Origin of the sequence: Methylobacterium indicum, assembly GCF_001043895.1 — a bacterium.
GTDB classification, from domain to species: domain Bacteria; phylum Pseudomonadota; class Alphaproteobacteria; order Rhizobiales; family Beijerinckiaceae; genus Methylobacterium; species Methylobacterium indicum.
The window spans coordinates 1-12,157 of the sequence record NZ_JTHF01000101.1 but is presented as its reverse complement, the minus strand read 5'-3'; the positions used below and the strand labels follow the sequence as shown (position 1 = coordinate 12,157).

The 12,157-nt window shown below is 70.4% G+C and carries 4 protein-coding genes; 1 reads left to right on the top strand and 3 read right to left on the bottom strand.

Going from position 1 to position 12,157, the window contains the following annotated elements; genetic code table 11:
* Window position 1: 1 nt before the first annotated feature.
* Window positions 2–1,288: a multidrug effflux MFS transporter gene (locus tag QR78_RS12180; RefSeq protein WP_202972710.1), complete on the top strand. Its 1,287-nt coding sequence runs from the start codon at window positions 2–4 to the stop codon at window positions 1,286–1,288.
* Between the two features lie 156 nt (window positions 1,289–1,444).
* On the opposite strand, the gene QR78_RS12175 is transcribed toward QR78_RS12180, so the two are convergent.
* The 3 genes from QR78_RS12175 to QR78_RS34925 all read right to left on the bottom strand — a co-directional run.
* Window positions 1,445–4,426 (bottom strand): hypothetical protein, encoded by a 2,982-nt coding sequence (locus QR78_RS12175; RefSeq protein ID WP_048427790.1) that lies wholly within the window; start codon window positions 4,424–4,426, stop codon window positions 1,445–1,447.
* Window positions 4,423–7,122: a hypothetical protein gene (locus QR78_RS12170; RefSeq protein ID WP_048427789.1), complete on the bottom strand. Its 2,700-nt coding sequence runs from the start codon at window positions 7,120–7,122 to the stop codon at window positions 4,423–4,425. Before QR78_RS12170 ends, QR78_RS12175 begins: the two co-directional genes overlap by 4 nt.
* A 10-nt stretch (window positions 7,123–7,132) precedes the next feature.
* On the bottom strand, window positions 7,133–12,157 hold a 5,025-nt coding region (locus QR78_RS34925; protein ID WP_048427788.1), incomplete at its 5' end, for a BAR domain-containing protein.

Below are 12,157 nucleotides of genomic sequence, written 5' to 3'. Positions count from 1 at the left end.
GATGCGACGCCAGACGATCGGATCCGCCGAATTCACAGTCATCATCTCCGTACTGATGTCTATCGCAGCGCTGGCAACAGACGCCATATTGCCGGCACTCGGCATCATCGGTGCGGACCTGCGCCTCTCCGATCTGAATCGAACGCAACATGTCGTAACGTCGGTTTTCATGGGAATGGCCATAGGGCAGTTGATATTTGGCCCGTATTCCGATGCGCGTGGACGCAAAGAGGCCTTATATGTCGGACTCATATTTTTCATTGCAGGAAGTTTTATTTGTTATTTCTCGAATCAACTCTCTGTATTGCTGAGTGGCCGCTTGGTCCAGGGTTTCGGCGTCGCAGGGCCCTATGTCGTCGCGATATCCATCGTCCGTGACAGGCATGTCGGCCGCGAGATGGCCAAGATCATGTCGATCGTCATGCTCATATTCTTCATGGTCCCCGCGATCGCGCCCGGAATTGGTCAGATTATAATCTCAACGTCATCTTGGAAAAACATCTTCGCCTGCTACGCCATATACGCCCTGCTGATCATATCATGGATAGCACTCCGTCTCGATGAAACGCTGCCGTTCGAGCGACGAGTTCCTTTCTCGATCGGCAGGTTGTGGAAGGGAGCTTCAATCGTACTCTCGAACCGGACGACCGTTTTGAATACCGTGTGCATTGGCCTTTTTTACGGCGGATTCATCGGATATCTGAACTCTTCGCAGCAAATTTTTCAGGTTCAGTTTGCCGCCGGAGATCTTTTCAGCGTCTACTTCGGATTGCTTGCCTTCACTCTCGGCATTGCCTCTATCATCAATTCCAGATTGGTGGGTAAATTCGGCATGGCAAAAATGTGCAACATATCGAACATCGGCGTATTGATTGCGTCGGCTATGATGGCATTGATTATTATAACAGTAGATGTCAATTTGAAAATATTTATGATATACGCGTCAGTATTGTTTTTCTTCTTCGGTTTCATGTTTGGCAATCTGAACGCGATGGCAATGGAGCCAATGGGAGAAATCGCCGGGACAGCGGCAGCGATTATCGGGTTTCTCTCCTCTGTTATCGCGATATCGATAGGTACCCTGCTCGGGCAGCTCTACGACGGCACCTTGATGCCCTTGACGCTCGGACTTCTGACGGTGAGCCTGCTGTCATTCGCAATTCTCTCGACCATCCAGCGCAGGCAAAACATTGGCACCGCGGCGAGCGCCGTTGCGGAGCGGGACGGGACCCCGATCACCGGCAGCCAGACCGAATCTGCCAGTCCGAGCCGCGAATCCAAGCGTTGATGGCAAATTCGGTCGATTCTGTCCCATTCCCCATTGTAGAAGACCTTTGATAGCAAGCCCTGGCCGCATGACCCAAGACAAACAGCCTCCGAGAAACCCGGCGCGGTTCGCAACCAACTTGGGGCGAGCCCTGCATCGGGATATCCACCATACTCCTCATCGCCTGCTCCGCGGCGCAGGCTTCGTCAGTTCCAGCCGCGCCGCGAACCGTGGTCCCGAGACTTCCAACTGATCGAGGCTCGAGAAGTCGGCGGCTGTTTCGTCCAGAGGTTCGGCCCGGTAGGTCGCTGGGCGCATCGCCTCCACCTCCTCGACGAAGACCGAGTATACGGCCGCCGGATCGGCAAGCGGCTCTTGCGCCAAGCGGAACGTTGCGCACCAGCGCAGCGACCCCGCCCCGCCGGGATCGGGCTCGGGATGAACGGCGCACAAGCAGGGCAGACGCATGCGGCTCGCGCGATCCCGAGGCAGGTCGTCCTGCCCGGCCGGTCCTGGTTTCGCGCCCGCAGGCCGGGCAAGGTATCGGGTCCACTCGTCCTGCGTGGTTGGAATGTAGCTGCACTCCGCCCACGGGCTGCGTCCCTCCTGGCGGCCGAACGGCCCCGAATCCGCCAGGGGCGCCGGGGCATCGATCCCGTCGGTGCCCCGGCGCAGGACCCGGATGCGCATCAGGGGCCGCTGGCGCCACCACGAGAGGCGCGTCGGATCGTGCCCATCCGCTTCGGCGACCGAGCGGAGGGCCCCGGCGCCGGTGACCGTGACGGTCACCAGGGCTGCGTCGGTCTCGCTCACCTGCGCGACCAGCCGGCGCCCGGGCATCACCTGCGCCCATTCCACGACCGGATCCGAGAGCTGCAAGCCGCGCGCGGCAAGGGGCTGGTAGCGCACGAGGCCCAGGCGCACGAAGGGCTCGGGCACGCCGAAGGTGTCGATCGGCACGTTGACGAACCAGGTCTCCTGGTCCGCGTCGAACCGCGGCCGGAACGTCAGCAAGGCGACCTCGAGCGTCGTCGCTGCCCCCGTCGCCCCGGCTTGCTCGGCGGGAAGCCGCAGGGTCGCCCGCGGGACGTAGACCACCTCCTCGTCGGGATCGGTCATCGGGTCCCACCGCGTCTCCCGGGGCGCGGCGGGGTCGTCCCGCTTGGCGCCGCCCAGGCCCGGGAACGCGGCGGGCGGCATCAGCCAGCCCTGCAGTCCCGGCCCGCCCTTGATCGGGTCGCGTCCCCAGCGTGTGACGTAGGAGCCCACCGGGCCGAGGTCCTCGTCGGCGAACCCGGTCATCTCGATGTCCCGCCGCAGGAGCCTCGCGAGGACGTCGATCGTGCCGGTGTCGTAGTCGCGCTCGACGCCGTTGTGGCTGTCCGAGACGCGGTCCAGGTGGAGGTCGGGTGGCCACAGGACGACCCCGATCCGTTCCGCGATCCCCGACGTGGCGCCGGGGCGCCGACTGTCGATGCGGAGCAGGGCCTGCCGCGACACCTCGAACGTCCACGCTCCCCGCGGAACAGGGATCAGGCGGGTGGACGGGAGGACGGTCCGGGCCGCGAGCGGGGCCGGGACCTTTGTCGCCCGCAGCGGGATTCGCCGGGGTGTTCCCTCCCGCAGGGTCGCCTCCGGCGGCAGGGCGCGGCCCGTTTCCCGGTCGCGGAAATAGGTGCTGGTCCGGGAGCCCGTCCGGACGTGCAGATCGAGGAGGCGTGCGCGGGTGTCGCCGACCTCGAACGGGTACGTCACCTGAAGCGAATTCTCATTCTTTCTCGCCAGCCGCTGCAGTTCCAGCAGGTCGGACGACGGCCAGAGGCCGGTGGGAGCGTCGATCCGTAGGAGCACCGCCTGTTCCTGCGGAAAGGCGACGGTGCCGTCCGGGGCGATGTCGAAGCCGTACACGTCCGTCGGTCGCTTCGGGCCGCCGGTCGCCGGGTCGACCGGCCAGAGGCCGCGCACGACCTGATCCGCGCTGCGCTTGAGGTCGTCCGATCGATCGAGCGAGCCGCTGACGAGCCCCGCTCCCGTCGCGACGATCTCGATGAAGCCCGTCGTAGCCGGATCGAACGCGACGGTCCCGGTCACCAAGACGCCCTTCGCCCCGGCCTCGTCGGTTTCGGGCGGCGGCATCGTCGCATCGTCGAGGAGCGTCTTGCGGTTGTCCCCGCTGAGCCGACGGAGCGCGAAGGTGCCCGACGGGACCGAGAGCGGCCGGTCCACCGCGTGGATCGCGTGGAGCGTCAGCGAGGCGGCGATCTCCGGCGTGGCAATGCGGCGGGCCATGTCGTGGACCCTCTCGTTGAGCGTGCGGATGGCCGCGGTCGGGAGCGTCCGCTGCCCCAGGGCGGAGACGTCGCCGCCGCCAAGCCGGGGCAGCCGGGCGGCGACGGCCTCTGGCGTCTCCCCGGTCCAGCGTGCGATCCCGTTCGCGAGGGCGGTCTCGCCTGCCTGCACGCGCCCGGTCTTCGGGTCGTAGACGCTCAGCAGGGTCGCGGTCTCGACGACGTCGAAATATCGCGCGAGGTTGTCACAGGACGGCAGGAACCAGAGCTCGACGTCGAAGGTCTCGCCGGGTTCGAGTTCCAGCAGCACGCGGGTCACCGCGACGCTCCGGCCGTGAACGGCCTTGTCCCGGATCAGCGTTCCCTGTGCGTCGAGCGCGTAGGCCGCCAGGCGGGCATCCGGCGCGGTCGCGTCACCACCGCGCAGCAGCGTGCCGCCCTGGGCTTCGACGCCGATGACCTGCTCGTGGGTCGCAGTCCGGCCGGACCGGGCCTTGGCCACCACCTCAATGGCGATCGGACGCAGGTCGGGATAGGCGATTTCCGGCCCCCGGACCGGCACGACCAGCGGCGCTCCGGGAAGCGGATCTCCGCCGGCGCGCCGGACCTGCAGCACGAGGTGGTCGGCCAGCGGATCGGGATAGTAGGGCAGGCGCCGGGCCGCGGCGCCGGCGGGCCGTGGGCGAAAGACGCTGTCCCCGTTCGCCTTCGGTGCGCCCGGCGTTTCGCCCCGGTCGAGCCAGCCCGCGGAACTCGGCTCGAAGGTCCAGACCGGAAACCCACCCTGGGTGCCGTGGTCGAAATCGACGTCGCGCAGCCCGTCCCGCGCGCCCTCCCAGATCATGCCCTCATCGTCGCGAAAGGTCGTCACCGGCTCGTCGGCAGGCAGGCTGAGGCGGTGGCTCTCGGCGAACGCGGCCGAGACGGTGGGGGGACGACGATCCTGACCGAGCGCGCATGCGCGGGCTCGACGCTCGCCCCGCCCTCGACCGCATCCTTGGGCGCCCGGGAGCGCAGGATGACGGTCGTGCCGCTCTCGCGGGGGCCGTCGCGCACCCCGTCGAGAGGCCGGTCGAGCATGGGTTGCGGGGTCGCCAGGAGCGGCGCCTCGATGCGCTCCTGCCGCAGGTGGCGCCGGGCGCCGGCAGTCTCCGCCGGAAGCGCGAGCCTCGGGTCGAGGGGCCAACCGGCCGGACCGGCAGCGGGGCGCACGATGCCGCCGGCGAGGACACCGCGCAGCCGCACGTGGTAGCCGGATCCCAGCACGAGCCGGGGGACGAGCCAGTGCCCGGACGGCCCGGCTTCGTGCCAGCCGGCGGGCCGGTCGAGCGAGTAGGTCTGGGCGAGAGGGAGAGCTCCCGGCCTGTCGAGCGCGACGGGTCGCGCGTCGGTATCGACGCCGAGCGGGGCTCCCGGCCATTGCGCGATGGTCTCGTCCACGAAGGCGGTCAACGCGGCCGGCTCGCCGGGTTCCGTCCGGTCCTGGAGGCGCGCGGGCAGGACCAAGGTCGCGGAATCGTAGGCGGCGCGGTCGGTGGGGCGGGGAATCGCGTGGGCGAGGAGACGGCTGAGCGCCTTCTGCGAGGTGGGCGAGCGCACCGGCCCGGAGGGGTCGCCGAAGGTGATCGTGCGGCGGCACAGGTCGCGCCATTCGAGCGCCGGGGCGGGTTTGCCCGGCTTGCCGGCGGGCCGCACGCCCACGTCGAGGCGGTATCCCACGGTGAGGTCCGCCGCATCGACGATCTGGACTGTTCCGTTCGACGCCCCGGCGGATGTTGCGCGCTCCAGGCTGCGCTGGAGCTGAGCGACGGCGGCGTCACGCCGGCCGTGGTCGAACACCGCGAGGCCGGCGGTGCGCAGCGTCAGCATCTGGCGGCCGCGGGCGTCGCCGCCGACCAGCGCGGTGGAGCGGTTGTCGCTGGCCTGGGTCACGTCGATCGAGGCGAGGTCGAAGCGGTGATCGACCGCTCCGTCATGCGCGCCCTCGGCGGCGAGGGGGAGGAAGCCGTCGACCAGCTCGATCTCCCCATCAAACAGCGTGTCCCCGGCCGAGCCCGGCGCTGCCGCGAGCATCTTGCGGATCTCGCTGCGCGTGCAGACCCAGGCGTCCAGGAGCGGCGCGTTCCGGAGCGGCACGGCCTCGGGGTCGTGCCGGAGCTTCGTCGCCGTCCAGATACAGCTCTTGCCTCCGGTCGTTCCGAGGAAGGCGGTGACGTGGACGAAGCGGGTGCCTCGGCCGCTGCCAGCCTCGAAGGCCTCGGACGGGATCAGGACGTCCACGACGAGGTTGAAAAGGCGCGCCAGCGACGGTTGCGACTGGATCGCGACGAACCGCATCCGCGCTGCGTCGTCGTCGGCCGAGGTGTCGGCCTTGGTGTCGGCCTTGGCGTCGGCCCGCATCGCTGTCGCGGCCGCCGGCGCGGCTGCGGGCATACCCTGGTGGGTCGTGGCGGTCTCGTGGCGCTGGATCGCCGTATCCACGGCGCAGGAGAGGTCGGCCAGGGATCCGCCCGCGCCCCGCTTCAGCGCCGACGCGCCGGTGCCGAGCCATGTCGGCGGATCGCCCTCACAACGGCACGCGCATCGGTCCGTCGTTGCCCGGTTGTCGGCCAGAACCCTGTCCTCGAAGCGTTGCGGCTGGGCGAGCGGCGCGTCGCTCGCCCCGACGCTCGCATATCGGATCAGGCTCGGGACCGGCCCGGCCCAGCTCGGCCATCCCCTCCCCCAGTCGAGCGGATCGAAGGGCTCGTAGGCGAGATTGATGGGGAGCGCCGCGGCCTTCGTCCCTGCCCGGTGGGCCTTGAGGCGTTCGAGCAGCGACCGGGCGCGCTCCGTGGTCAGGAGCAGGGCTGCCTCGCCCCGGCCGGTGGCTGCGACGTCCGGAACGGACGGGCTTTCGGCGTGTGCCGTGCCCGAAGGAGCCGGTGCGACGGGCGCGGCGGGAGCGGGGTTCGCCGCGGGGGCGCCGGCCGTCCCGGCCCCGGAGACGGGCGCGCGCCGAAGCTGGTCGAGCAGGACGTCGGATCGCGGCTTGATCACTCGTCCGAGCGCCGCCCAGGCCTCGCCGTTCCGGGAACCGAGCAGCGCCCGCCACAGCGCCGTCGCCTCCCGAACGTGCTCCCGGCGCTCGTCCCGCCACGCCTTGAAGGCGGCGGGCCTGCTCCTCGCGTCGCCGAGGTGGTCGTAGGACAGGGCGCGGCAGGCGCGGACGGCCCCGGGTGCGGTCGGCGTCCCATCCCCCACCGTGGGCTCGGGATGGGCCTGATCCACGGGCGCGACGATCACCGTGATCGGGCTCGCCTCGAAGGCATCGCCATTCTCCAGCAGCGCCTCGACGGCCTCGGGCCAGTCCTTGAGCTCGACCTGCGTCCCGAAGCGGCCGCGCGCCGGGTCGACCGGCGAGAGCAGGAGCGCCGCGCGCACGAAGGTGCGGCCACCCTGCACGACGGTGCCGGCGGGTACGATCCGGACCCCGACGCCGACCTTCGTGAGGGTGTCGTCGGAGGTGCCGGAGGGAGGGACGGTTCCGGTCGTGTCCGGGTCGGCAGGATGCGTGTCGTGCAGCATGGCGCGCTCGTCAGATCGGCTGGCTCGGGACGAGGCCGGGGTCGAAGTGGCGCCGGAACGCCTTGGCGTTGCGGCTCCGCGACGGTCCCTCGACCCGCAGATACGGCCCGCGCGCGGCGGGCGGCTCGCTTCGGGGCTTGTCCCCGCCGAGCCCGGCCCACGCGGTCCGGGCGAAGGGGGGCAGGAGGCCGGGCGGGAGGGCCGCCTCCTGCGATCCCAGCGTCGCCCCCTGATCGTTCGTCACCTTCACCGAGAAGGTAATGTCGTGGATGCCGAGAGAGAACGAGAAGGAATAGGTCGCCTCGCCCTTCAGCCTGCCGTTCGGGGCGCCCGGATCCTTCTTCAGCCTCACGAAGAGCGAGGTGGAGAAGCCGAAGCAGGCGATGGACGCCGCCCCCCGGGCCATGAAGGTGCCGCCGAGCTGCGGGTCGGTCCCGAACCGGACGTAGACCCCGAGGGTGAGCTGGCCCTGACCGGAGAGCGGGCCGAACCCGAACGCGGCGACGCCCCCGTAATCGAACGAGCACTCGAAAGAATCGAACTCGCCGTTGTCCCTCGTGGTGAGGGCGAGATAGCCGCCGCCGCCAAAGATGGTGGAGGAGATCAGGAAGGGCGCGCTCGGCCGCCCGATCGAGATCGTGAAGGCCGCGGGCTTGTTGTCGAAGGGGAGCTTCGCCCCGGCGAACAGCACCACGTTGGAGAAGCTCAGGGTGCCCACCCCGAAGGTCCCGAGATTCACGCCGTAGCTGGCCTCGATCCCGGGCGAGCCGCTCGAGAGTGCGACCTTGAGTCCGCCGCCCTTGGGCGAGAGGTATTCCTGGAGCTGCTCCAGAAATTTCGCATCCTTGCCGATCTCCGTGCGCCCGAAGCGCACGTCGAAGTCCGGCGTGCGGCCCGAGCCCGCCGTGAAGGTCAGGCCGCGGAAGCCGATCCGCACCGCCTCGAACATCGGCAGGAGCCTCAGCGTGAACGGCCCGACCTCGCCGACGACCGCGACGGTCGGGGGCTTCCCGTCGAGCTGGAGCAGGTCGACCTCGGCGCGGGTGCCGAGGGTCAGCTTCGCGTCCATCCCGGGCTGGAAGAACGCGTTGCCCCCGTCCGGAAACGGCTTCAGCTTTGCATCGAGATCGTAGGACAGGCGTGCCCGCGTCGGGATCAGTTCGCGGAGCCGGGCCTCGATCTGGTCCCGGAAGGCCTTGAGGTCGAGGGCGCGCACCACCGCGAAGCGGAGCGAGGAGGCGTCGATGCTGCCGAGGCGCTCGACCAGGGTCACGAGGGCGGGCCCGGCGCCCCAGACCTTTGCGAGGGCGTCGAGCGCCGCGAGGGTGCCGGCGCCGTCCCGCGCCGCGCTCGCCGCCGCCGCCGTCGCGACCAGCCCGCCCTCGTAGGCCAGCTGATCGTCCCCCGGCTTTGCGGGCCTCCCGATCGCGGGCGGGAGCGTCACCTGCAGCAGCGCATCGACCCCGAGTTGCGCCCTCACCCCGTTCAGGAGCGCCTTGATGATCGGCGAATCGTTCTCGGCCTTCGCGATGCCCGCCTCGATCTCGCTCCGCTTCGCCAGGGCCTCGCCGTAGAACGTCTTCAAGCCGTCGAGGGCGGGCCGTAGCAGGGCCGCGACGCTGTCGGCGAAGCCGTCCAGCTGCGCCTCCGCCTGGGCCGCCAGCCGGGTCACGCGGTCGAGGACAGCGCCCTCGACCTCATCCAGGATCTTCGTCAGATCCCCCTGGAGCGACTGCACGGCTGGGGTCAGCGCGGCAAGCGCCTCCTGCATGCGGGCTTGCAGGTCCTCCTTCGCCGCCGATCGGATGTTGGCCGCCGCGGCGGCGAGCCCGGCAGCCGCCGCGTCGACCGCCGTCCGGGCCTTGTCGATCGTCCCGGCCGTGACGGCGCCCTGCACCGTCGTGGCGGATGCATCGAGTTCCGCGGCCACGCCGGGCAGCGTGGGCCTGAGGGTGTCGGCGAGGGAGGTCAGCGCCTGCGCCGTTCCTTGCACCGCCGGATCGGTCGCCTCGCGCAGGGTCGCGACGATCGCGGCCCGCAGGCTTCCGGCCGTGAGGTCAAGCAGCGCAGCCACCGCCTCGACCGCCTTGGCCCGGGCGGCTTCGGGCACCGCCGCCGGATCGATCAGGCGATCCCTGATCGCGGTGATCGCCGCCCTGCTCTCGGTCGCGAAGGCCTCGACGCCCCGCACCAGAACCCGCTGCGCCGCCGCCAGACGTTCGATCCCCGCTACCAGGTCGGTGGCGCGCAGGGCGCAGCCGGCCTGCTGCGCGGCGAGGGCCGCACCGAGCTCCCGGCGCACGGCAGCGAGGTCTGCCAGGACCGCGGCGAGCGAGCCCGCCACGCGCTGCAAGGCCTCGCGGGCCGCCCTGATCGCCGCATCGTCGGGGGCCGGGACGAGACGCTCGGCGTCCCGCAGGATCGCGAGGGACTTCAGGGCCTCCCGACTGAAGCTGGCGGCCGGGCCGAGCGCGCATTCGCCGGTTCCGGCAGAGGTCTCGATCCGCCCGATGCAGGCGGCGAGCCGTTCCAGATCGGTGTCCCGCGGCAGGAAGGCGGCGGCCGCCGTCGACAGGGTGGTCCCGAGGCGCCCGCAGGTCTCGCCGACCTTGGCGATCGCGGGCACGCGCCCGATCTCGATCAGCAGGGCCGCGACCGGCGGGAAGAACTGGCCGAGGCCCCGCAGGAACCCGATCGGGTCGTCGGGACGTGCCCCCTTCGCCAGGGCGACGATCGCGTCGATCCGCGCCGGCGCCTGGGAGAGCCGCTCGACCCCGATGGCCCGCAGGAGCGGTGCCATCGCGGGGGTCAGGAGCGAGTCCGCGAGGTCGCGCGGGAGGCCGCCCGCCGGCACGCGGCCGAGTACCGCGTCGATGGCCGCGGCCGCGTTCGCCAGGGTCCTGTCGGCGAGGCGCGCCTGGAGCACCGTGACGGCCCTGCGGACGTCCGCATCGGTCCCGGCATCGTCGATGACACGCTGGAGCTGGACGGCCAGGATGTCCGGGACGGTGGCCAGCCTAGCCCCGAGCCCGTCCAGGCGGACGGGAGGCAGCGGGGCGCCCGCGGAATACGCGTTGCCGTACAAGGCTGTCCCGAGCGCCGCCGCCACGGCCTCGTCGACCTTGGCCTGCACCGCATCCCGGACCTTGGTGTCGACTGCCGGGATCGGGACCGTCACGACGAACCGGCGCACCGCGTCCGACGCCGCGTTCAGGAGGCGGCCGGCCAGCGCGTCGAAGAGTGCCTGGGGAAACGCCGCCCAGCCACCGGCGACCGCTTTCGCGCCGGCGAGGATCGCGTCGACGCGCCGCTTGATGTCCTTGAGCGCACCGAGTTGCTCGTCGGACATTGCCGCCAGCGGGTCCCGGGCGATGGTGTCGACGGTGCGGATCAGGCGCCGGCCCGCCTCGTGGGCCCCGGCAAGGTCGGCCATGAAAGCCGCGTCGTCCGTCTCCGCCTTGAGACAGTCCCGAAGTCGTTCCTCGAGGCGGTCGAGATCGGCCCCGATCTGCGGGAAGGCCTTGGCCAGGCTGACCTCTCCGCCCTGCTGCCGCACGGCGATCGCGGCCCACTTCTCCTTGAGGGCCCTGACGAGGTCGAGGATCGGCTGGACGACCGCGTCGCGCAGGATCGCCCGCGCCTCGCGGGTGCCCTCGGCGATCTCGCGCGAGCCGTAATCCACGACCTCGCGCAGCTTCGGGTGCTTGTCCGCGATCTGGTCGCGGGCGACGTCGAGGATCAGGGACAGGGGGACGATGCCGAGGAGCTTCGCGTTGTTCGGCAGGATGTTCCTGAACGGGCTCGGGGACGCCTCGGCCACTGCCCCGGCCTTGACCGACGGGGGCTTCGTGAACGGACTCTGGCCGTCGGGGTCGAGATAGGAGCGGACGGCCGCCGGAACCCGGGTCCCCTCCTTCGGCAGGGGGCTTCTGCCGTCGAGAGGAGCGTCGCCGTTCAGGCTGAGCGGGCCGTAGGTCCGGGAGATCGCGACGATGTTCACCTCCGGATGCGCGACCGAGCCCGACAGGTTGCCCTGCCCGGAGAAGCTCACCGCCTCGGCGGAGTCCTGCACGACGAGGAAGGCCTCGGGCGTGTTCCGCCCGACGCCCGCGGCCACGAAGCTCGGGTCGTCGGGAAAGCCCTCGCGGACGTAGAACGGGTCGTAGGCGGTCTCGACCCAGATCGGCGCCTTGCCGGTGAGCCGCTCCACCTGCGTCAGGCGGCACCGCGCCCGGTCGACCAGCGGGTAGAAGGGCGGCTGGTCCTGGCCGACCATCAGGGGGGTGCGCTCGTAGAGGTCGTTGCGCACCTCGTAGGGATCACCCTTCGTGACCGCCTGGCTCTCGCGCCCCTCGGCCTTCACCCGCCACCAGGCGGTCTCGTAGGTGGTGTCGCCCGGCGTCTTCTCGGCGCCCATCACCACCGGCTGGCCGCGGCGGTCGAGCGTGCCGATGCGGAGCGCGGAACCGTGATTCTCGACCTCCTCGTTGTAGTAATCGACCAATGCCGCCATCGTCGGCGGATGGTTGATCGCGCGGTTGTCGGCGAAGATCAGCGGCATCCGGATCGGGACCGCCTCGCCCGAGACCCGCATCTCGAACCATACCTCCGCCCCGTCGCGAGACGCCGTGCGGGGCCAGAAGCACAGGCCGGGCGAGCCGCCCGCGAAGGTCAGGCGTCCGTTGCGCTCCACCGTGACCTGGCCGCCTTGGCCGCAGACAGGGCCGTCCGGCGCGTCGCCGTCCGGATCGACGAGGTCGGGGGTCGTCACCGTGAGGATCTCGATCCCGCCGCACGGCCAGCGCCGGGCGCGGTTGGGCTGTCCTTGCGCCGGGTAGGGCTTGGCCGGGTCGCCGACCTTCAGGAACATGCGCTGGATCTGGACCGCCACGGGCGCGTCCCCGACCCCCACGAAGGTCCGCTCCGTGAGCTTCACCAGGCTCGCGCTGTGGCCCAGCGGGAACAGGAAGCCCTTGTAGACCACTTCCACCAGGACATCGCGCCCGAGCACGGTGCGCTGGCGCCAGCGCTCGAC